21 protein-coding genes and 1 pseudogene are annotated in these 20,693 nt (G+C 69.6%); 10 read left to right on the forward strand and 12 right to left on the reverse strand.

From position 1 onward, the window contains the following. Positions 1 to 13: 13 nt before the first annotated feature. Both CRP55_RS37700 and CRP55_RS37705 read right to left on the reverse strand, forming a co-directional pair. Complete coding sequence (locus CRP55_RS37700; protein ID WP_097326781.1) at positions 14 to 1,666, reverse strand: ferritin family protein; 1,653 nt, start codon at positions 1,664 to 1,666, stop codon at positions 14 to 16. Between the two features lie 66 nt (positions 1,667 to 1,732). Beyond that, positions 1,733 to 1,969: a hypothetical protein gene (locus CRP55_RS37705; protein WP_097326782.1), complete on the reverse strand. Its 237-nt coding sequence runs from the start codon at positions 1,967 to 1,969 to the stop codon at positions 1,733 to 1,735. Between the two features lie 112 nt (positions 1,970 to 2,081). Here CRP55_RS37705 and CRP55_RS37710 point away from each other — a divergent pair, with 112 nt between their 5' ends. Both CRP55_RS37710 and CRP55_RS37715 read left to right on the forward strand, forming a co-directional pair. After that, positions 2,082 to 3,815 (forward strand): sigma-54-dependent Fis family transcriptional regulator, encoded by a 1,734-nt coding sequence (locus CRP55_RS37710; protein ID WP_097326783.1) that lies wholly within the window; start codon positions 2,082 to 2,084, stop codon positions 3,813 to 3,815. Continuing rightward, positions 3,808 to 4,314: a hypothetical protein gene (locus CRP55_RS37715; protein ID WP_245923630.1), complete on the forward strand. Its 507-nt coding sequence runs from the start codon at positions 3,808 to 3,810 to the stop codon at positions 4,312 to 4,314. The genes CRP55_RS37710 and CRP55_RS37715 overlap by 8 nt, the downstream gene beginning before the upstream one ends. 249 nt (positions 4,315 to 4,563) lie before the next feature. Here the strand turns inward: CRP55_RS37715 and CRP55_RS37720 are convergent, their stop codons facing one another. From CRP55_RS37720 to CRP55_RS37730, 3 genes are all read right to left on the reverse strand, one after another. Beyond that, the gene (locus tag CRP55_RS37720; RefSeq protein ID WP_097326785.1) at positions 4,564 to 5,973 is read right to left on the reverse strand and encodes a dihydrolipoyl dehydrogenase family protein; all 1,410 of its coding nucleotides are present in this window, start codon (positions 5,971 to 5,973) and stop codon (positions 4,564 to 4,566) included. A 112-nt stretch (positions 5,974 to 6,085) separates the two neighbouring features. Next, the gene (locus tag CRP55_RS37725) at positions 6,086 to 7,354 is read right to left on the reverse strand and encodes a chloride channel protein (protein WP_179855499.1); all 1,269 of its coding nucleotides are present in this window, start codon (positions 7,352 to 7,354) and stop codon (positions 6,086 to 6,088) included. Between the two features lie 60 nt (positions 7,355 to 7,414). Further along, on the reverse strand, positions 7,415 to 7,774 hold the full coding sequence (locus CRP55_RS37730; protein WP_097326787.1) for a winged helix-turn-helix transcriptional regulator: 360 nt from the start codon (positions 7,772 to 7,774) through the stop codon (positions 7,415 to 7,417). A gap of 78 nt (positions 7,775 to 7,852) precedes the next feature. Here CRP55_RS37730 and CRP55_RS37735 point away from each other — a divergent pair, with 78 nt between their 5' ends. The 3 genes from CRP55_RS37735 to CRP55_RS37745 are packed head-to-tail and all read left to right on the forward strand — an operon-like array spanning position 7,853 to position 9,742. Continuing rightward, positions 7,853 to 8,677, forward strand: a complete 825-nt coding sequence (locus CRP55_RS37735; RefSeq protein WP_097326788.1) for an NAD(P)H-binding protein — start codon at positions 7,853 to 7,855, stop codon at positions 8,675 to 8,677. A 30-nt stretch (positions 8,678 to 8,707) separates the two neighbouring features. Continuing rightward, positions 8,708 to 9,265, forward strand: a complete 558-nt coding sequence (locus tag CRP55_RS37740) for a YciI family protein (protein WP_097326789.1) — start codon at positions 8,708 to 8,710, stop codon at positions 9,263 to 9,265. A gap of 9 nt (positions 9,266 to 9,274) precedes the next feature. Beyond that, the gene (locus CRP55_RS37745; protein ID WP_097326790.1) at positions 9,275 to 9,742 is read left to right on the forward strand and encodes an SAM-dependent methyltransferase; all 468 of its coding nucleotides are present in this window, start codon (positions 9,275 to 9,277) and stop codon (positions 9,740 to 9,742) included. Here CRP55_RS37745 and CRP55_RS37750 read toward each other — a convergent pair. Both CRP55_RS37750 and CRP55_RS37755 read right to left on the reverse strand, forming a co-directional pair. After that, a complete protein-coding gene (locus tag CRP55_RS37750; RefSeq protein WP_097326791.1) occupies positions 9,708 to 10,607 on the reverse strand; it encodes a CehA/McbA family metallohydrolase in 900 nt (299 codons plus the stop codon). The two genes, CRP55_RS37745 and CRP55_RS37750, sit on opposite strands and share 35 nt — an antisense overlap. Beyond that, positions 10,607 to 11,185 (reverse strand): TetR/AcrR family transcriptional regulator, encoded by a 579-nt coding sequence (locus tag CRP55_RS37755; RefSeq protein WP_097326854.1) that lies wholly within the window; start codon positions 11,183 to 11,185, stop codon positions 10,607 to 10,609. Before CRP55_RS37755 ends, CRP55_RS37750 begins: the two co-directional genes overlap by 1 nt. An 87-nt stretch (positions 11,186 to 11,272) precedes the next feature. Here CRP55_RS37755 and CRP55_RS37760 point away from each other — a divergent pair, with 87 nt between their 5' ends. After that, entirely contained in the window at positions 11,273 to 12,154 is an 882-nt protein-coding gene (locus tag CRP55_RS37760) for an SDR family oxidoreductase (RefSeq protein WP_097326792.1), read from the forward strand. A 67-nt stretch (positions 12,155 to 12,221) separates the two neighbouring features. Further along, positions 12,222 to 12,617 carry an Imm1 family immunity protein gene (locus tag CRP55_RS37765; protein ID WP_143235205.1) on the forward strand — a complete coding sequence of 132 codons (396 nt, stop codon included), beginning with the start codon at positions 12,222 to 12,224 and terminating at the stop codon, positions 12,615 to 12,617. On the opposite strand, the pseudogene CRP55_RS56360 reads toward CRP55_RS37765, so the two are convergent. The 5 genes and pseudogenes from CRP55_RS56360 to CRP55_RS37790 form a co-directional block, all read right to left on the reverse strand. Then, positions 12,568 to 14,210, reverse strand: a pseudogene (locus CRP55_RS56360) (tannase/feruloyl esterase family alpha/beta hydrolase). The gene CRP55_RS37765 and the pseudogene CRP55_RS56360 sit on opposite strands and share 50 nt — an antisense overlap. A gap of 9 nt (positions 14,211 to 14,219) precedes the next feature. Further along, the gene (locus CRP55_RS37775) at positions 14,220 to 15,245 is read right to left on the reverse strand and encodes an amidohydrolase family protein (protein WP_097326794.1); all 1,026 of its coding nucleotides are present in this window, start codon (positions 15,243 to 15,245) and stop codon (positions 14,220 to 14,222) included. Continuing rightward, entirely contained in the window at positions 15,242 to 16,213 is a 972-nt protein-coding gene (locus CRP55_RS37780) for a VOC family protein (RefSeq protein ID WP_097326795.1), read from the reverse strand. Before CRP55_RS37780 ends, CRP55_RS37775 begins: the two co-directional genes overlap by 4 nt. Beyond that, on the reverse strand, positions 16,210 to 17,235 hold the full coding sequence (locus CRP55_RS37785; RefSeq protein ID WP_097326796.1) for a PrpF domain-containing protein: 1,026 nt from the start codon (positions 17,233 to 17,235) through the stop codon (positions 16,210 to 16,212). Before CRP55_RS37785 ends, CRP55_RS37780 begins: the two co-directional genes overlap by 4 nt. Positions 17,236 to 17,355: 120 nt before the next feature. Continuing rightward, positions 17,356 to 18,045, reverse strand: coding sequence for a 4-carboxy-4-hydroxy-2-oxoadipate aldolase/oxaloacetate decarboxylase (locus CRP55_RS37790; RefSeq protein ID WP_245923632.1), 690 nt, complete (start codon positions 18,043 to 18,045; stop codon positions 17,356 to 17,358). A 129-nt stretch (positions 18,046 to 18,174) separates the two neighbouring features. Between CRP55_RS37790 and CRP55_RS37795 the strand changes: the two genes are divergently transcribed. From CRP55_RS37795 to CRP55_RS37805, 3 genes are read left to right on the forward strand one after another with little or no spacing between them, the layout of a single operon-like run. Continuing rightward, positions 18,175 to 19,134: an ABC transporter substrate-binding protein gene (locus CRP55_RS37795; RefSeq protein ID WP_097326855.1), complete on the forward strand. Its 960-nt coding sequence runs from the start codon at positions 18,175 to 18,177 to the stop codon at positions 19,132 to 19,134. Beyond that, positions 19,131 to 19,925 carry an ABC transporter permease gene (locus tag CRP55_RS37800; protein ID WP_097326798.1) on the forward strand — a complete coding sequence of 265 codons (795 nt, stop codon included), beginning with the start codon at positions 19,131 to 19,133 and terminating at the stop codon, positions 19,923 to 19,925. The genes CRP55_RS37795 and CRP55_RS37800 overlap by 4 nt, the downstream gene beginning before the upstream one ends. Beyond that, entirely contained in the window at positions 19,922 to 20,689 is a 768-nt protein-coding gene (locus tag CRP55_RS37805) for an ABC transporter permease (RefSeq protein ID WP_245923633.1), read from the forward strand. The genes CRP55_RS37800 and CRP55_RS37805 overlap by 4 nt, the downstream gene beginning before the upstream one ends. The last annotated feature ends 4 nt before the right edge of the window (positions 20,690 to 20,693 follow it).

Consider the following 20,693-nt stretch of genomic DNA (forward strand, 5'->3'; position numbering starts at 1 on the left):
TGTCGCCCATGTTCTATTCCGGCCGGGCGAAACGTCCGGCGGGGCCGCCCCGCACGTAGGAGGCGTGGAACGCGGCGCGCTCCTCGTCGGTCATCTGGTTGAGCAGCACGTTCGGGCTTTGCAGGTTCGGCATGCGGCGCAGGTGCTCCAGCGTCCACATCTTCTTGGGGTCGTCGAGGTTCAGGTGCGGCTGCGCGACCATGGTCTTGCCGTCGTCACGGACGAAGCCCATGTCCTGCACGACGTCGGCCCAGTTCCAGCCGTGGTAGAGGGTCTCCCACTCGCGGGAACCGATCAGCTGGCCCATGTTCGGGGTGTTGCGGCCCTGGTAGACCGGGCGGAACGCCTCGGCGTCGGTCCAGCGGCAGGCCTCGTGGCAGTAGGTGCGCCACTGGCCGTCGACCTCGGCCATGACCATGTCCTCACGGACCAGGCACGGGACCATGCAGGTCCAGCAGCGGTGCGGGTACTGGTAGTCCACGTCCTCGGCGACGATCGGGTGGTGCCCATTGGGCGTACTCAACCGGTTGTAGTTCTCCCACCACTTGCCATAGCGGTCGTACCAGCCCGGGTACTTGTACTCGAACCACTCGAAGTCCTTGTCGGTCATCGGGTCGATCCGCCAGTAGTTGGCCAGCCAGCCGGTGGCGAAGAACTGGGCCACCTCGTGCACGTAGCCCTTGTTCCAGATCTGGTTCCACGCCTCCTCGATGAGGTCGTGCGGGATCACCAGGCCGTACTTCTCCAGCGGCACCAGGTAGCTGCGGTAGTAGTCGTCGTAGATCCAGCGGCGCCACATCTCGGCGTACGACTCGCGGTCCTTGCGGCGGTCCTTCGTGCCGTACTCGATGAAGGTGCCGATCGCGGCGTCGACCACGCGGTGGTTGTTCCACCAGGCGTACCGCAGATCGCGCTCCAGCAGTTGATGGTTGCCCTCGTCGGCCAGCGCCATGAGCAGGGTGGCGTAGCCGTTGCTGATGTGCCGCGACTCGTCCGACTGCACCGAGTGGAAGACGGTCGGCAGCAGGTAGTCGCCGTTGGCGGCGGCCTCGGCCGGCATGGCCACGAACAGCGTGTTGGTGAACGCCGTCTCGGCCACGATGGTCAGGTAGATGCTGGCCGCGGTGATCGCGTCGCCGGTGATGAAACCCTCGGCGAACTGGCGGCCGATCGTGCCGCAGTAGTCGTTCTGGAAGTTGCGCAGGCTCGAGTTGAAGCCGGCCGGGTCGATGTAGTTGTTCATGTACAGGCGCTTGAGGTTCTGCTGGATCGTCGAGTGCCGTACCTCGTCGATCATCTGAATGGCCTGGCCGTTGTGCAGCTCCGGGTTGGGCACGTTGCGGAACAGCAGCGGCATGGCCCGCGCGGCCGAGATCTCCGGCAGCGGGATGATCGAGAGGAACAGCTTCTGCCACTCCAGCCAGCGCTCCTGCACCTGGCGGAACATGTTGCCGCGGATCGCGCCGTCGGAGGCGCCGTAGACCCGGTGGTCCTTCTCCTCCTGCATCGGGAAGTAGGACCGCAGCACCTGCTTGAGCGGGTCCTTCTTCTGTGCCTTGCGGAACGTGTAGTCAGTTCCGTAGTGCGAGACCGGCGTGTGGTACATCGGTTCCCAGGACAGCTCCTGGATCTTCTGATGAGCCCTGGCCACGCTCTGCCGACTCATGAGTCAACTCCTCACCTGTGGCTTTGTCTTCAAAGTTCCTTTCACAGGTCCGCACACCTCGCGGTCTCACATTGAGTCAGGCGGCTCCCCGAGCACCGCCGCCCGCAGTTCCGCCAGGTGCGCCCTGGACCGCTCGCCGACCTGACGGTCGCCCTCGGCGGCGGGCTGGATGCCCAGCGCGCGCAGAAGCTCGGCGGCCGGCGCGCCCGGATCAGCGCCACCCAGCGTGGGGTGCAGGCCCTGCGCAGCCAGATGGTGAAAAACGACGTTCACGACAGTCCACGGGTTGAACGTCTCCTCCATGACCCGAGTCCATCGCGCGATCGGGGAATCGGGGTCTCAACATGAGACAGGTCCCCTGGACCCCTCGCGTAACGTGTACGTAACGAGCGTCTCCCCGGGACAGGGGGACCCCATGTCTCAGCAACCCGACCCGCCCGAACTGGCCAAGACGCGAGAGCAGTTCCTCACCACCGAAGAGATCGACCCCCATGGCGTACGGGACGCGATCCTGGCCTCGTGGTGGCGGTCCCGGCGATGGAACGTGGCCGCCGACCACATAGCCCTGCCCTACCAGCGCGATCCCGACGTGGACACGCCGCTGACCCGCAGCGCGCTGCCCGTGCTGCGACACCTGCGCGAACACCTGGACGGCCAGCCTGTCAGCATCATCCTGACCGACCCGACCGGCCTGGTGCTGACCCGCCTCGACGCGGGCCGCGACCTCGACGCCCACCTGGACAAGGTCAACCTGGCCCCGGGTTTCAGCTACGCCGAGGAATACGTGGGAACGAACGGCATCGGAACGGCGCTCGAAGGCGGCCGGCCGATGCATGTGTTCGGGCACGAGCACTACGCGGAGCACCTGGAGGACCTGGCGTGCGCGGGCGTGCCGATCCACCACCCGATCACGGGGAAGACGGTGGGTGCGGTCGACCTGACATGCTGGCGCCGGGACGCGGATCCGCTGCTGCTGGCGCTGGCCAAGTCGACGGCCGGGCAGATCCAGCAGGCCATGCTGGCCGACAGCGGGGTCCGCGAGCTGGCGTTGCTCCAGGAATATCTGCGCACCTGCCGGCGTACGGCGGGAATCGTCTTCGCCCTGAACGACGACGTCGTGATGATGAACGACAACGCGCGGCACGCCCTCGACTTCGCCGAACAAGCGGTGCTGCTGGCCGAGGCGGCCGAGACGTTGTCGGGCCGAAACCCGACGGCGCCGACAGTGGTGGAGCTGCCCAGCGGCGTGAAGGCCCGGCTGTTCTGCCGCCCGGTACCCGTCTCCGGCGGCGTGGTCCACGTCAAAATCGCCGAGCGGCGTACGGGTACGACGGTGCCGGCCCCGGTCCGATTCCTGCCCAACCTGGTCGGCGCCGGCGGCCTGTGGCTGCGGGGATGTCAGCAGGTGCGGGCGGCCTACGCGGCGGGTGAGTGGCTGGCGCTGGAAGGCGAGCCCGGCGTGGGAAAACTGGCCCTGGTCCGGGCGATCCACGAGCCCGGCGCGCACTTCGCGGTGGTCGACGCCGCCGGCCGCACCTGGCTGAACGATATCCGGCGGGAGCTCCAGGAAGGCGAGGGCACCCTGGTCATCCAGCACGCCGACAAGGCGGGGCGCGCAAGTCTGCGCACGCTGTGCCGCCTGGTCGAGGAGGCGCCGGGGTCGCTGTGGATCGCGGTGACCTTCCACCAGGCCGTTCCGGAGCTGGCCGACCTGCTGCGCTTCTTCCCGACCACGGTGGAGTTGCCGCCGCTGCGCTACCACTTGGAGGACGTGCCGGCCCTGGTCCAGTTCTTCCTGGGCAAGCTGGTCCCGGACGGCCGCCTGGTCTGCTCCCCCGAGGCGATGCAGATGCTGAGCCGATCGAGCTGGCCGGGCAACGTGGAACAGCTGTGGCAGGTCCTGCGCAACATCGTCCAACATCGCCGAAGCGGCATCATCCTGCCGGCCGACCTGCCCCCGGAGTGCCGCACGGTCAGTCGGCGCTTGCTGAGCCCGTTGGAGGCCATGGAGCGGGACGCGATAGTCCGGAGCCTGCTGGACTGGAACGGCAACAAGGTGAAGGCGGCGGCGGCCCTGGGCATGTCCCGGGCCACCATCTACCGCAAGATCCACGACTACGGCATCGTGCACAATCCTGGGCGTGAATGAGCGTTTTCTCGTAGTCCACGATTACGGCATGGGTGGCCTGTGGTGGTGGATCCATGCCCGGTCCGCACAGCAGATCATCGACACGTTCGCCGAGGTGGAGGTCGTCGAGGACCCGGAGATCGTGGCGCAGTTCGCCGACGACAACCTGGACGAGGTGGACATCGACGCTCCGGCCATGCCGCCCGGCCTGGACGGTCTGCGAGAGCAGCGCACGGCGCAACGCGGCCGCCCCGGTTACGGCGCGTTGGCCGGCCGGGAGCTCGTGTACTTGAGGCGCCCCTGGGACGACGAGCCGCACATCTACTTGGAGGAACTCGGCCCGGACGGCCGCCGGCGGCGCCAGGTCGAGGTGTACCGCGACGGCACCGCAACCAGGAGCACCCCCGACGATTGGCCCCTCAACCCGCCGATCGATCTCCACGACCCCGATCTCGCACAATGGGAGATCAGCGCGGACGAGTTCGAGCGGGCATGGCAGCAAGCAAGAACCGAGAGCTGACACCATGCGCCATCACCGCAGTACGCCTGACGCTGAGTGCCTGCGTCCGGACCGCCCTGGCATCGAAACGCACACGCTCGCCGGCATTCCGGCTGTCCTGATCTCCCACGGGATCGAGGCTCGGACGACCCGTTGCCCTCACCGGCCCGGCGATACGGTGGTCACGACGAAGGTAAGACTCCTGGCTGCGGGCAATGCCGCAAACGGCGGAGACGCTCGACCTTCGCGGTCAACGCACTGACCTGAGAGTTAGTCCCAGAAGTCGGATACGCCGAGTTGGCGTGCGGCGTTCAAGGCTGCGCGGCCGAGGACGTTGGTGTAGGTCGGGAAGGACAGTGGGATCCGGATGAACTGCTCCACCGGCATCGCCGCGGCCACGGCTACCGCTGCTACCTGGGCGATCTCCACCGCGCGCTCGCCGACGATGTGGCAGGCGATCATCTGGTGGGTGGTGGTGTCGACGATGAGTTTGCAGAAGCCGGCGGGGCGGCCGTCGATGATCGGGCGCACCACGTCGGCGAAGTGTTCGGTGGCGACGACGACGTCGCGGTCGTGGCGGGCCTGCGCCTCGGTGGGGCCGATCTGGGCGTACTCGGGGTCGGTGAAACTGCCGATCGGGTTGGCCGGTGGGCTGAGCCGGGCGCCGCGGCCGGTCACCGCGTTGGTCGCGGCCAGGTAGCCGTCCTGCACCGCGTGGGGCACCAGCATCAAGCGGCCCGTGACGTCGCCGGCCGCGAAGACGTGCTCGGCGCTGGTCCGCAGCTCGGCGTCGACCTGCACGTAACCGCGCGCGTTGGTGTCCACGCCGGCGGCGCCCAGGTTCAGACCCGCCGTGTCGGCCAGCCAGCCGATCGCGGCGACCGCCAGGGACGCCTCGGCGGTTTCCACCACGCCGTCCTTTGCGTAGACCATCCGTACGCCGGCCGGGACCTTTTCGAACCGTTCTATGCGGCCGAAGCCCTCGCGCACGTCGATGCCGGCGGCGCGGAACGCTTCCGCCATGACCCGTGAGACGTCCTCGTCCTCGGTGGCGAGGATCCGCGGGCCTGCTTCGAACAGCGTGACCCGGGTGCCGAGCTCGGCGAAGACCGACGCCACCTGCGCGCCCGTCGCCCCGGCGCCGATCATCAGCAGGGATTCCGGCACCGAAGTCACCGCCCACGCGTCGCGCTGGGAGCCCACCAGCTCCGCGCCGGGCACCGGCAGGACCCGGTTCGTGCCACCGGCACAAACGATGACCTTGTCGCAGTGCAGGCGCAGCCCCGGCTCCGCTTCGATCGTGTGCGGATCGGTGAACCGGGCGGTCCCGGCGTGCTCGACGATGATCACGCCGGCTTCCGCAAGCTCGGCGCGCATCATGGAGTGCTCGGCGACCTCGGCCACGACCTCCCGGACCCGGCCGAGCAGCCGGGGGAAGTCCAGGACGCTGTCGCCGACGTCGATGCCATAGCGGTGCAGGTGCCGCGCCTCCCGGCGCAGCCGGGCCGCCTGCGCGAGCGCGCGGACCGGGACCGGGCCTTCGGCGGCGGCCATCCCGCCCACCGCGTCCCGGGTGACGAGCACGGTCCGGGCGCCCAGGCGGGCCGCCCGCAGCGCCGCCGACAGGCCGGCCGGCCCGGCGCCGAGGACGCAGACGTCGGCGTTTTCCTCTGAGGTCATGTGACGCTCCCCGAATTGGAATCCGAAAGGACCTGAAGGAACATGAACAGGAGAATGCCCAAGGCCACCGCCAGGACGATCACGGCGACGTACGGCAAGAATTCTTTTTTGTTCATGTCTCGGCTCGTTTCTTGCGGGCGACGAGGTATTCGACGCCTTTCATCGTGAGGAATGACGTGATGACGGCGATCAGAATGGGCGCGGTCTGCAGCGCACCGATCTGCGTCATGAACGCGGCCAGCAGCACCATCGAGAACGGCGCGGCCACGACCCCGCCCGGCACGGCGGCGAGCAGACAGGTGAACGCCAGCCCGAGCGGCACCTCCGGGATCACCTGGTGGACCAGCACCCCGGCCGCTCCACCGACGAACAGGGCCGGGAAGATCGGGCCGCCCACGAAGCCGCTGGCCTGGCTCACCGCGAAGGTGAGCATCTTCGCGATCGGCACGACGATGAGCAGCCCGAGGCCCAGGCTCGCGGCGTCGCCGAGCACGGTGTCGAGCTGATCGCTGCCGGTGAACATGGTCAGCGGCAGCGCCACGCCGACGAGCCCGAAAACGGCACCGCCCAGGGCCGGCTTCACCACGGCCGGCACCTTCAGCCGGGCGAACAGCGCCGCCGCGGCCTTGACGATCAGGCCCATCAACGTGACCACAAAAGCCGCGAACAGACCCAGGGCCACCGCGGCGAGCATCAGCCAGTCTTTGAACTCGTATTGCGGCACCTGGTAGGCGTCCAGGAAGACCGATCCGGCGATGACGAAGTAGACGCCGAACGAGACGCTCGAGGCGACGATCGTACCGAGAAGGGCCTTGACGTACCGCTGCCCGCCGGGCCGGGCGATCTCCATGATCATGGCCACCACGATCACCGTGCTGGAGAACAGTCCGCCGTACGCCCCGGCGAACCCGGACAGCGTGCTCAGGCGTACGTCATCGTCGCTCAGCCCCCGCCGCCGCGACGCCCAGCCACCCGCCCCGCCGCCGATGGAGCCCAGGGCCTTCTCCGGCCCGAGGCTGGCCCCGCCGATCAGCGACACCGCCGACACGGCGACGACGCCGGGCACCAGCTTCGCGTCGACGTGCTCCTCCTGGAGGTCGGCGATCAGCCCCGGCAGTTGCTCGGGCAGCCGGGCGAGCCGCCGCAGCAGCCCGACCGCCGCCCCGGCCCCCGCGGTGACCGCGATCCACCACCAGGACCCGCCGAACCAATGCGGATCCGTGCCGTCGTACCACTTGCCACCGGCCTCGGTCGCGCCGACGAAGACCAGGCCGGCGAACGCGCCGAAGACCCCGAGGACGACCGCGTACGCGATGAGGACCCAGAACTCGCGCCGATGAGTGAACGGCGGCGCCACGACCGGTTCGCTTGTCGCGCTCACGTCACGAGCGTTCCCGGCGTACGCCCAGGGCACCTCACCCGGCGCGGATGAAGGCCGCGATCAGTGGCTGTCGTAGGCCTGCCGGGCCCGTTCCACCTCGGGCAGGCCGGTGTCGGCCCAGGTGGCCAGTTGGGCGAAGAGGGGGCCGAGGCTGGCGCCGAGCGGGGTGATCTCGTACTCGGCCCGGGGTGGCATCTCGGCGTGGTACGTGCGGGCCACGAGGCCGTCGCGTTCGAGCTGGCGCAGACGCTGGGTGAGCACCTTCGGCGTGATGGTGGGCAGCAGGCGTTCCAGCTCGCCGAAGCGCTGCCGGCCGTACTCGTGCAGGGCCCAAAGAATGGGCGTCGTCCAGCGGCTGAAGACGATGTCGACGACCGGCGCCACCGGGCATGCCAGCTCGGGATTCGGTGAGCGTTCCACGTGCCCTCCGTCACTTTCCTCTAGGTAACCAATATGTCGGCGCCATTAGCGTTTCCTCAACTGAATGGGGGAACGAATATGTTCGTCGTGGTCGGAGCGACCGGAAATGTCGGCTCCACGCTAACGTCTCTTCTCGCGGCGTCGGGGGCCGAGGTGACGGCGGTGTCCCGGGGGCGCCGTCCCGCCTCCGTGCCGCACGGGGTTCGCCATCACCGCGCGGACCTCGAGCGGCCGGACAGCCTGCCGCTCGACGGTGCCGAAGCCGTGTACCTGATCGTGGAGGGCGCCGGGGCGCATCTCGACATGCCCGCGATCCTGCGGGCCGTCACGGCCGCCGGCGTGAAGCGGGTCGTGCTGCAGTCCTCCCAAGCGGTGGGCCTCCGGGCTTCGCACGAGCCTCTGCGCGCCATCGAGGATCTCGTACGCCGGTCCGGGCTCGGCTGGACGATCCTGCGCCCCGGCGGGTTCGCCTCCAACGCGTTCGCCTGGGCCGAGTCGATCCGGGCCGGGCGGGCGGTGGCCGCGCCGTTCGGTGACGTCGGCCTTCCGGTGGTCGACCCGGACGACATCGCGGAAGTGGCGGGCGTGGTCCTGCGCGACGGCTCGCACGACGGCCGCACGTACGAGCTGACCGGCCCGGCGCTGAGCACGCCGCGGGACCGGGCCGCCGATCTCGCGGGCGCGCTCGGCGAGCCCGTCGCATTCGTCGAACAGACGCCCGGCGAGGCCCGCGAACAGATGCTGCGATTCATGCCGCCGCCGGTGGTCGAGGGCACGCTGGCCATCCTGGGCACGCCGACCGAACAGGAGCAGCGGATCAGCCCGGACGTCGCCGCGGTGCTGGGCCGGTCGCCGCGGCCGTTCGCGGCCTGGGCGGAGCGGAACATCGACGCCTTCCGCTGACCCGTCGCGCGGGCGTGGGACCCTCCTCGGGTGGACTACTTCTTCTACTGCCGGGACCGTGACGGCGCCCAGGAGTTGCGGTGGCAGCTCGTCGAGGAGCACTGGGCCTTCATGGACCGGTTCGCCGAGGGAATGATCGCGCGGGGTCCCACGCTCACCGAGGACGGCGAAGGGGCGACCGGCAGCGTCCACATCGTCGACCTGCCGGACGCCGCGACGGCGCGGGTCTTCGCGTACGAGGAACCCAACTACCTGGCCGGGGTCTACCGCCATGTTCTCGTCCGGCGCTACGTCGACCTGCTGGGCCGGACGATGTGGGACTTCCCGGGCCGGGACGAGGAACGCCCGCGCCATCTGATCCTCGCGCACGCCAAGCCGCTGATGGACTGGCCCGGCACCGAGCCCACCCTCGACCGGGAGCGGCTCATCGCGTACGGGCGACTGCTCTCGGAGAACACCGAGGACTGGGAGGGCGCGGCGGTCATCGGCGAGTTCGACGAGCCTTCGGCCGTACGGGATCTGTTCGCGGCGACCGGATCGTACGAGAAGATCGAGGTTCATCCCTGGACCTTCGGTGGGCGCCGGTAATCTCGGGCCATGGTCAGCTTCGAGGTCACCCCGATCGGCACGGTCCGCAACGAGCGGACGGACGTGCAGAACTCCGACTACTGGGGCGCGGTCCGCAGCACGATCACGGTCGACGAGCGCTTCGGCGACGCGTGCCTGCAGGGCTTGGAGGGCTTCTCCCACGTGGAGGTCCTGTTCGTCTTCGACCAGTTGGAGGAGCTCGACGACTACCGCGAGCCGCGCCCGTACCGCGGCCGGGCCGACCTCCCACCGGTCGGCATCTTCGTCACCCGCGGTCCGCGCCGCCCCAACCGGATCGGCGTGACCACCTGCGCCATCGAGTCGGTCAACGGCCGCGAGCTGACCGTGGTGGGCCTCGACGCGGTCACCGGCACCCCGGTCATCGACCTGAAGCCGGCGATGCAAGAGTTCACCCCGGCCGACGTCAAGCAGCCCCAGTTCGTCACCGACCTGATGTCGAACTACTTCCGGCACTGAGAAAAATTGGGTTGGTGAGCGCCGCCATCCGCCCGCCGGGGTGACGCACCTCGACCCGCACGAACGCCGACTCCGCCGCGCTGGTCGACCATCTCGCCCCTCCTGAGGTCCGGCCGCGATCGGTGTGAAAGGTGACCTCCGCATCCGGGACGCCGCGCACCTCGGCGCTCACCAGAACCGTCCGGCCGCCCGTTTCCAGGCGATCACCGACCTCGGCCCGACAGTCGCCGGCGGTGATGGTGAAAGACAGCTCGACGGCGGCCGACTCGGCGATCCAGCAATGACCCTCGCGAAGGCCGGCGAGCACCGCGTCCGTGCTGAGCTGCTCAGCCCGTACGACCGAATGGGGTGTGCCGATCTGGTCTTTCAGATGAACGTCGCTGTTGCCGATCGCGGGCCGCCACCGGCCGTGGGCCAGATCGGCCGCCCACCGGGCCAGGGCCGCCTCGTTGTCGGCGTTCCAGGGCAGATCCGAGCTCCACCGGCCGTTCCACACCTCGACCGCGTCGAAGCCGTCGAGCGCATGCCGGAAGGTGCCGGACGGGTAAGGCGCGAACGGGTGGGCGACCACGCACAGCCCACCGCCGCGATGGACCTGGTCCGGGCCGTCGACTTCCTCACCGAGACCCAGACCGAGCGCGAGCCAATGCCCGCGATCGGTGACCACCTCTTGGCCGAGGACCACGAGCAGATCTTCTTCGCCGTACGCCTGGAAGTGCTCATGGGTCTGCGAGGTGTTGTGCTCGGTGACGGCGATGAAGTCGAGCCCGGCCGCCCGCGCCGCCGTCACGAGCTCGCCGGGGGTCAGCTCGCCGGCGTGGGAACGCTCCGAGTGGACATGGCAGTCGCCGCGGTACCAGGGCATCAGCTCAGCGACGCGGTGGCCGCACGCAGTTCGGTCAGGGCGGTCAGGGCGTACGGCGCCAGGCCCTGCCCGTCGTCGCGGTCGCCCTCGGACCACCGGGCGTAGCCGCGCTTGAAGGCCAGGACCCCCAACTCGGCGGCGACCTGAGCGACCGGTTCCGGCACGCCCCGGCCGGCCAGGGCGCCCGACATGGCGGCGGCCAGGCCCACGCTTTTGAGGGCGTCGCGCTCCTGGAGCTCGGTGCTGGCGGCCACGGCGGCTTTCAGGCGGGGGCCCAGCTCGCGGTTGGCCGGGCCCATCGCGCTCGACGCGCGGGCGAGGCCGGCCGCGACCGCGTCGAGCGGGCCGGCTTCGGGCGGGGCGTCGGTGATGCCCTCGGCCAGCAGCGTGGACAAGGTCTCCTGGCCGGCGACGAGCAGCTCGCGCTTGTCGGAGAAGTGCCGGAAGAAGGTGCTCTTGGTGACTCCGGCCCGCTCGGCGATCTGGGCCACGGTGGTGGCGTCGTATCCCTGCTCGGTGAACAGGTCGACGGCCGCGACGACCAGCCGCTGCGTCGTCTCCGGTTGCCATCGCGCCATGAGGTCCATCATAGGCGACGGGACAATGGTCCCATCACGCGCTACGGTGATGGGACACAGGTCCCATCACTTCGTCAGGAGCACCCCATGCACGTCTTTGTCACCGGCGGCACCGGCACCATCGGGTCGGCCGTGGTCGCCGAGCTGCTCGCCAACGGCCACACCGTTCTCGCGCTGGCCCGCTCGGACAGCTCGGAGCGGATCCTCACCGACGCCGGAGCCGAGGTGCTGCGCGGCGGCCTGGCCGACCTCGACGTCCTGCGCGCGGGCGCCGCGCGGGCCGACGGCGTCATCAGCCTGGCCTTCGGGCGCGACTACGGCACCCCGGAGGCCCTGGTCGCCTCCATCGCCGAGGAGAGCGCCGCGATGGCCGCCCTGGGCTCCTCGCTGATCGGCAGCGGGCGCCCGCTCGTCACCGTCTCCGGCACGCCGTGGGTGCCGGGCCGGCCGTCGACCGAGGCCGACCCGGTCCCGACGGACGGCCCGGTGGGCGCCCGGGGCCGTTCGGTGAACGCGTTGCTGGCGCTGGCCTCGCAGGGCGTCCGGGCCACGTCCGTACGCATGCCGCGCACGGTCCACAACAACGGCCAGGGCGGCTTCGCGGGCCTCCTGACCGACGCCGCCCGCCGCACCGGCATCGCCGGCTACCCGGGCGACGGCGCCCAGCGGTGGCCGGCCGTGCACGCCCTCGACGCGGCAGTCCTGTTCCGCCTGGCCCTCGAATCGGCCCCGGCCGGCACGGCCTGGCAGGCGGTGGCCGACGAGGGCGACGCGGTCCGCGACATCGCCGCCGTCGTGGGCCGCCGCCTGGGCCTGCCGGTCGAGTCGGTCCCCGAGTCGGCGTTCGGCCCGTTCGGCCCCATCTTCGCCATGGACCAGCCGGCGTCCAGCGCACACACCCGCGAGGCCCTCGGCTGGGAGCCGAAGCACCCGAGCCTGCTCGACGACCTCGAAAACCTCCAACCGTGAGACTCGATGTCGCCGGCTTCCGGCCGGTAGCCTCCGCCCGGAAGCCGGCGACGACGGAGGAGTTGCCTTGCGCGCGAGGATCGCCTGGCGGAGTGACGATCCGGGAATGGTCGTCACCTGTGACGAGGAGCTCCGATGGGCGCCGGCCGAAGCGGAGGGCGATGCCGGCCGTCGGCCGTTGATCGCCGAGGTCGTGCATGAGAACGGCGATTCACTTCTCGTCGGCCTCGGGCGAGAGATCTCGGTCCTGAGTTACGTGGGAGCGTCAAAGAATCCGCCCTACTTCAGCAGCCGAGGGTCGTCACGGTCCCAGGACGGCGAAGCCGTGGTCTTCTTCTACTTCGGGCACTGGTCAGAGTTCCCGGCGTCCGCCACGGTATCGGCCGAGGAGGCCGTCGAAGCGGCCCGTTTCTTCATTGAGTGCGGCGAGCTGTCGCCGCGGGTGGACTGGGTTGAGGTGTGAGGACGAGTTTGCCGTTCTTTGCGCGGGGCCAGGCCTGGTATTGGGAGGAGTAGAGGCTCTGGCCGACCCACTTCGCGTCGGTGCGGACGGGGTTGCGCGGGGTGGAGGCGATGAAGTTCGAAGCGTCGTCGGTGCTTCCGGTGCCGTCGTAGCGGGCCACGACCGGATAAGGGAAGACCGGGCGGGTGCGGGCGGCGCCGGTGGCGACGATGCGGTTGGGCTGGTGGCCCGACTCCACCCAGTTCATGACCGGCGTGAGGACGTCGAAGCTGTTGGGGCCCTCGCCGCCTGCGCAGTGGGCCAGGCCGGGGAACATGTAGAGCTTGGCGAAGCTGTCGGCGTCCTTGACCGTCCTTCGCAGGGCGTCGTAGTAGATGAGCGTGCCCTGCGGGGAGATGTGCTGGTCGTTCCAGCCGTGCCACAGGATCAGCTTGCCGCCGCTGCGCTTGAAGGCGCTCAGGTCAGGGTCCAGGGCCGCCATGTACGACGATGACGGCATCACGGTCTTCCAGAACGACTCGACGGTGAGCTTCAGGTCGGTCAGCTTGTAGGCGGGGCGCGGGTTGTTCGGCTGGGCCAGGTACCGCAGGTACGACAGGGCGAAGTTCTCGCTCGCCACCGTCTGGCCCTGGGCGGTGGGCACGAACAGGGTCCATTCGAGCTCGGAACCCCATTCGTGGGAGATGTACGGCTCCAAGCGGTTGCCGCGGGAGTCGGTGGCGCCGTCGTGCAGCTTGCGGACGACCGCGGCCTCCGCCGGGGACAGACACGTGGCCGGGTTGTCGCAGACCAGTGTCGAGGGGTTGAAGTGGCACCGACGAGGGTCGTCGATCAGGCCGTCGGAAAGCCCGTCGAGGCCGTCGCAGGCCGCGAGCACTGCGGTGTGGATGAGGGGCAGCTTGTCGGCCAGCAGGATGTAGTCGCCGTTGGCGTCCTTGTTGGCCAGCACGTTCCACGCGTGGTGGAAGGTGTTCTGCACGGCCATGTTGTTGGCGGGTGCCCCGGCGGCGATGCCGTCGAAGTCGCCGGGTAGCGCTGGGCCTCCATCAGGGCTTCGCGGCCGCCGTCGGAGCAGCCGGTGAAGTACGAGTAGCGGGGCGCCTTGCCGTAGAAGGCTTTGATGAGCGCCTTGGCGGTCTGCGCGGTCACGTGCACGCCGCGGTAGGCGAAATCGATTTGTGCCTGGGGATTGCCGGCGGCCCAGGAGCCGTCGTTCTGGCCCTGGTGGCCCATGTCGGTGGTGGCGCTGGCGACTTCGCCGTTGACGACGGGCTCGCAGCCGGCGGCCTGGCCGTAGTTGATGTTCGCGCTGCCGCAGAGGCCGCCGCAGCCGGTCTGCACGTAGCGCTGGGTCCAGTCCTTGAGCGGCAGCCGGGCCACGATCGTGTTGGCGGGGGCGATGGTGCCCCGTACCTCGCAGTTGGCGCCGACGACGGTGGCCGACGTGATGGTGACCGGGGCGTCGGTGGCCCGGCTCAGGTCGACGTCGCGTAACTCCGCGCAATTGATCCGGGGTTGAGTGTCGGCGGTGAACGCGAAGGCGGAGGCGGCCACGAGGACGATGGCCAGCAGGAGGGAGGACGGACGGCGCATGGGCTTCACCTACTCTGTGCGAGACGATGAGTCGCGGGGAACGGAGAGCCGCGGGAAGACACGGTGGGCGTTGCCTTCGTAAACCTTGAAGCGGTCCTCGCCGGAAAGGCCGAGCGCGTCCACGTAACGGCGCGTGTCGTCGAAGTACTGGCCGGTCTCGGGGTCGATGCCTCGCACAGCACCCACCATCTCCGATCCGAAGAGGATGTTGTCAACACCGATCACCTTGAAGAGGAGGTCGATGCCGGGCTGGTGATAGACGCACGTGTCGAAGAAGACGTTGCCCATGACGGTCTCGCCGAGCGGCGGCCGGCCGAGCATGTCGGCCAGGCCGCGGAAACGTCCCCAGTGATACGGGACCGCTCCCCCGCCGTGCGGGATGATGAACCGCAGGCCGGGGAAGCGCTGGAACAGGTCCGACTGCAGGAACTGCATGAACGCGGTCGTGTCGGCGTTCAGGTAGTGCGAGCCGGTGGCGTGGAAGTTGGTGTTCGTCACCGCCGACACGTGCACCATCGCGGGCACGTCGAGCTCCACCATCGCCTCGTAGAGCGGGTACCACGACTCGTCGGTGAGCGGCGCCGAGGTCCAGTGGCCGCCGCTCGGGTCGGGGTTGAGGTTGCAGCCGATGAAGCCGAGGTCCTCGACGCAGCGGCGCAGCTCGGCCACCGAGCGGGCGATGGGCACGCCGGGCGACTGCGGGAGCTGGCCGACGCCGGCGAAACGGCCGGGGTAGAGCGTGGTGACCCGGGCGATGAGGTCGTTGCAGGCGGTCGTCCAGGCCCGGCTGACCGCCTCGTCGCCGAAGTGGTGGCCCATCGCGGAGGCGCGCGGGGAGAAGACGGTCAGGTCGACGCCGCGTTCGGCCATGAGCCGGAGTTGGCTTCCCTCAACGGATTCGCGGATCTCGTCATCGGAGATTCGGGGGTACGCGGGTGTGCGGCCCCCGGTCTTGAACGCCTCCTGCTGCTGCGTGCGCCAAGCCGTGTGCGCGGCCGGGGCGGTGGTGTAGTGGCCGTGACAGTCGATGATCACTCGGAGTCCTCCTCGACGGGCACGACCGGGGTGCCGTGGGTGTGGAAGGTGTCGATGGTCTTGAGGCCCCAGGCCTGACCCTTGGCGCGCTCCTCGCGGGTCCAGCTGATGGTGCGCCAGTCGGGGGCGAGGATGAGGCGCGCGCCGGCGTTGCAGATCTCGATGCGGTTGCCGCCGGGCTCCCAGACGTACAGGAAGAAGGTCTGCTGAATGGCGTGTTTGTGGGGACCGGTCTCGATGTGGACGCCGGCGTCGAGGCAGACGTCGGCGGCGCGCAGGATCTCCTCGCGCGTGTCGGTGGCGAAGGCGACGTGGTGCAGGCGGCCGCTGCGGCCGGTCCAGTCCTCGGTGTAGACGAGGTCGTACGTCTTGTTGCCGAGCGAGTACCAGATGGCCTGCGGCTGGCCGTCGTCCTTGACGATCTGTTCCGTGCAGCGGGCGCCGAGCGTTTCGCTCAGAAACGTGCTCGTTTCCCGCACGTTCGCGGTCAGGTAGTTCACATGGTCGAGCCGGCGCAGGTTGGCGCCGCGGCCGGGGTACTTGGCCGCCTGATTCTTCAGTGCCGGTTCGTCGGATCTATCGGACTCGTACCAGTCGACGTCCCAGTACAGGCCCATCTCGTGGCCGTCGGGATCTTCGAACAGGTGGACCTCACCCAGACCGGGGACGTCTGAGGTCGATTTGCCGGCTTTCACGGCGATACGCAGGCGATCAAGAGCCTGCGGACTCGCCGCCCGCAGATAGGTGCGCCCGATTCCGGCGTCGGCATTTCGGACAAGCCGGATCGTCCAGGACTGGTAGTCATCCCATGTGTGCAAGTAGATCGAGGAAGCGTCGCGGTGCACCTCGCGCAGGCCCATGACGTCGACGAAGAAGTCGCGCGACTCCTCCAGCACCGCCGTGCGCAGCTCGATCGGCCCCACATGGGCGATGTCCCGGCGCCGGTCCGGGTCATGCGTGACGCTCATCCGATTGCCTTTCCGCTGCGCGGCCACACCAGGCCGTCGGACAACTTGCGCGCGGTGCGCAACACGCTGCTGCGCACCAGACGGGCCTGCGGCCCTTCACCTTCGAGATCGACGTACGCGTCGAAGTAGCCGCTCGGGTGCTCGACGCGCACCAGGCGATCGCTCGCCTCACCCCGCGCGCGCAGGGCGGCGGCCACCGACACCGCACCGAGGACACCGATCGCCGCGTGCACACGATGAGGGATGAACGTGCGCGTATGAACAGTTCCGTCCATGCGAGCGCGGGAAATGATGCTGATTTTCGGGACGGTCGTGTCGCGGACGTCGCCGAGCCCCATGGCCCGGCCCGCCTCCAGCCGGATCGCCTCGACCTTGGCTCGCAGGGCGTCGTCGGCCTCGAGCTTCTCGGGCGGTTCGTCGCCGTCGAGGCCCAGATCCGCCGCGCGGACGAGCACCACGGGCATGCCGGCGTCGACCGCGGTCGCCCCGACGCCGGCGAAGACGTCGACCACCTCGCCGGTGGGGAAGAGCGGGGCGTCGCCGCCGGGAAAGGCGATGTCGATCGGGGCCGCGGGGAACGGCGTACCGGCCATCACGGTGTCGCCGTCGTACTCGACTTGGCCGGCGGGCGTTCGCACTGTCGCTTCGGCGAGGCTGACCGTGGGGTTCATGATGCGGATCCGCACGGTGGTGGTCTCCCCCGCCGCGGCCACCAGCCCGCGCTCGATGGCGAACGGACCGACGCCGGCGAGCAGATTGCCGCACGTCTGCGCGTCCGTGACGATCGCCTTGTCCGGCACCACTTGCAGGAAGAGATAGTCGACGTCGGCGTCCGGTGACGCCGAGGGCCCGACCACCGCGACCTTGCTCGTCAGCGGATGCCCGCCCCCGATCCCGTCGATCTGCCGCTCGTCGGGCGACCCCATGACGCGCAGCAGCAGATCGTCGCGCTCCGCCGGATCCGCCGGGAGGTCCGAAGCGAGGAAGTAGGCGCCCTTGGAACTGCCCCCACGCATCTGCATGCAGCGAATGCCGTCAGACGTCACGACGGTGCCCCCTCACCCATCGTGCGCACTGACTGCGCGTTCGCGCGCGCTCGTTCACATTCGAGCGCGCGGCTGAACGGCGCTGGACGCCGGCGGTCACGGGAGGTCGTCCACGTACTCGACGCCGAGCTCGGCGAGAAGAGGGCGCAGGTGGTAGAGGTCGACGCCCAGCGTTCCCTCGGCCAGGGTCTTGCGCTTGGCCTCCTCGTTGGCCAGCCGCTTGCGGGCGGCTTCGACGGTTGCCGCGCCTTGGGCGATCGGCAGGGCGAGCACGCCGTCGTCGTCGGCGACGATGATGTCGCCCGGGTGTACGAGCTGGCCGTCGGCCACCACCGGCACGTTCACCGAGCCGGGGCTGGCCTTCACAGTGCCCTGCGCGTGGACGGCCCGCGACCAGACCGGGAAGCCGATCTCACGCAACGTGGCGATGTCCCGTACACCCGCGTCAATGACCAGACCCACGACGCCGCGCGCCATCAACGACGTGGCCAGCAGGTCGCCGAACATGCCGTCGGTCGACGGGGAGGTCGTGGTCACGACCAGGACGTCGCCGGGGCGGCAGACCTCGACGGCCGCGTGGATCATCAGGTTGTCGCCGGGGTGGCAGGAGACGGTGATGGCCGAGCCGGCGATCGCCGGCCCCTGCTGGCGGGCCTGGATCGCCGGGCCCAGCAGGCCGATGCGGCCGGCCGCCTCGTGCACTGTGGCCACTCCCGCGTCGCGCAGGGCCTCGATGGTCGCGGGTTCGGCCCGGCTCACGTTCCGGACGACGTAATGCGATGCCACTCGTGCCTCCTTCGTTGCAGCCATGTCTACGGCTCGTGAAGAACGTAGTCAAGATTGTCTTCCAAATTGTTGACAATATGGGTAACGTCCGCGGCGTCGGCCCGCTTCGTCGGCTTCTTGGAGGACTTCATGCTCCGCCGTTCATTCGCCATAGTCATCGCCTCCGCCCTGTTCGCGACCGCCGCGTGCGGTGGCGACGGCGGGGACGCCGCCACTTCTTCCGACGGCACCACCGCGCTCAAGGTCGGCGTCATCCCCATCGTCGACGTCGCGCCGATTTACCTGGGCGTCAAACAGGGCTTCTTCAAAGAGGAGGGCCTGGAGGTCACGCTCGAGACCGCGCAGGGCGGCGCCGCCATCGTGCCCGGCGTCGTCAGCGGCCAGTTCCAGTTCGGCTTCAGCAACACCACCTCGCTGCTGTTGGCCTCCTCGCAGGGCCTGCCGCTGAAGGTGGTCACGGCCGGCGTCGCCTCCACCGGCGAGGCCGACAAGGACTTCGGCGCCGTCATCGTCAAGAAGGACAGCCCGATCACGACCGCGGCCGACCTCGCCGGCAAGCGCATCGCCGTCAACACCCTGAAGAACATCAACACCACGACCATCAACAAGGTGGTACGCGACGCCGGCGGCGACCCCGCGACCATCAAATACGTGGAGCTCGGCTTCCCCGACATCGCCGCCGCCGTGGCCAAGGGCGACGTCGACGCCGGCCAGGTGGTCGAGCCGTTCCTGACCATCGCCACCGGCCAGGGCGACCGCCAGGTCGTCTCCAACTACGCGGGCACCGATCCCGACCTCATGGTCGGCATGTACTTCGGCTCGCAGCAGTTCCTCGACAAGAACCCCGAGGTGGCCAAGAAGTTCACGGCCGCCATGACCAAGTCGCTCGAGTACGCGTCGAGCCACGGCGACGAGGCGCGGGCGGTCCTCAACGACTACACGAAGATCGACCCCGCGGTGCAGAAGAGCCTGGTGCTGCCGAAGTGGCCGGGCACCGTCGACAAGGACTCCGTGCAGGTGCTGTCGGACCTGGCCCTCAAGGACGGCCTCATCACCAAGCAGCCGGACCTCGGGACGCTGCTTCCGTGACGGTCGTCAGCCTTCCCGGCCGGGCCTCGGCCCGGCCGGTCTCCCTCGGACTCCTCGGCCTCGCCGCCGCCGTCGCCCTTCTCGAGCTGCTCCCCCGTCTGGGCATAGTGGACAGCCGGTTCCTGCCACCGTTCAGCGCGATGGTCCGCTCGCTCGCCGAGCAGGCGACGACCGCCGCCTTCTGGACCGCCACCGGGCAGACGTTGCGCGGGTGGGCGCTCGGCCTCGCGATCGCCATGGCCGCCGGCATCGCCGCCGGCGTGGTGGTCGGCAGCGTCCCGCTGCTGCGGGCGCTGACCGCCTCGACCATCGAGTTCCTGCGCCCGATCCCGTCGGTCGCACTCATTCCGCTGGTCGTGCTCATCTACGGCAGCGAGATGCCGTCGGCGCTCGTGCTGGTCGTCTACGCCTCGTTCTGGCAGGTGCTGGTGCAGGTGCTGTACGGCGTGGCCGACGTCGACCCGGTCGTGCGGGACACCGCCCGGTCGTACCGCTTCTCGCGGCGCGCGATCGTGCGGACCGTCGTCTGGCCGACCGCGATGCCGTACGTCGTCACGGGTTTCCGCCTCGCGGCCTCGGTCGCCCTGATCCTCGAGATCACCGCCGAGCTCATCATCGGCGTGCCCGGGCTGGGCCGGTCGATCGGGCTGGCGCAGAGCTCCGGCGCCGTCGCCGAGACGTACGCCCTCGTGTTGGTCGTGGGGGTCATTGGCGTGCTCGTCAACGTGCTCGCGCGGGCGGTCGAGAAGCGCGCTTTGCGATGGCACACCTCAGTCAGGAGGGATCTGTGAGACGCGTACTGCCGGCTCTGGCTCTGCCCGTGGTCCTCATCGCCGCCTGGTGGGTGGCGTCGGCCGGCAGCACCAGCTTCTTCTGGCCGCCGCTGCGCACGATCGTCGAGGCCTTCCCGCGCACGTGGACGGCCGACCCGCTGGTCAACGACGTCCTGCCCAGCCTGGCCCGGCTCGCGATCGGCTACCTCGCCGCGGTCGTGGCCGGGGTCGCGCTCGGCGTGGCCATCGGGTCGTCGCGCACGCTCCGAGAGCTCAGCGAGCCGCTGCTGGAGTTCTTGCGCGCGGTGCCGCCGCCGGTGCTCGTCCCGGTCATCGCGCTGTTCGCCGGATACACCGGCTGGACCTCGAAGATCATCACGATCGCGCTCGGCTGCGTGTGGCCCGTCCTGCTCAACACCATCGAGGGAGTGCGCTCCCTCGACGAGGTGCTGCGCGACACCGCCCGCTCCTACCGGTTCGGCCGGGTGGCGACGCTGTGGCACGTGGTGCTGCGCGGGGCCAGCCCGCGGATCGTCACCGGCGCCCGGCAGGCGCTGTCGATCGGCGTGATCCTCATGGTGATCAGCGAGCTGTTCGGGGCCGACCGCGGCCTCGGCGCCGCCATCGTGCAGTTCCAGCGGGGCTTCGCCATCCCGCAGATGTGGACCGGCATCATCCTGCTCGGCCTGATCGGCGTCGCCCTGTCCGGGCTGTTCCGCCTGGTCGAGCACCGAACCCTGGCCTGGTACCGCGGGCTGCGCCAGGCCGAACGAGGAGCCTAGAGAA

The sequence above is a fragment of the Paractinoplanes atraurantiacus genome, assembly GCF_900215205.1.
GTDB classification, from domain to species: Bacteria; Actinomycetota; Actinomycetes; order Mycobacteriales; family Micromonosporaceae; genus Actinoplanes; species Actinoplanes atraurantiacus.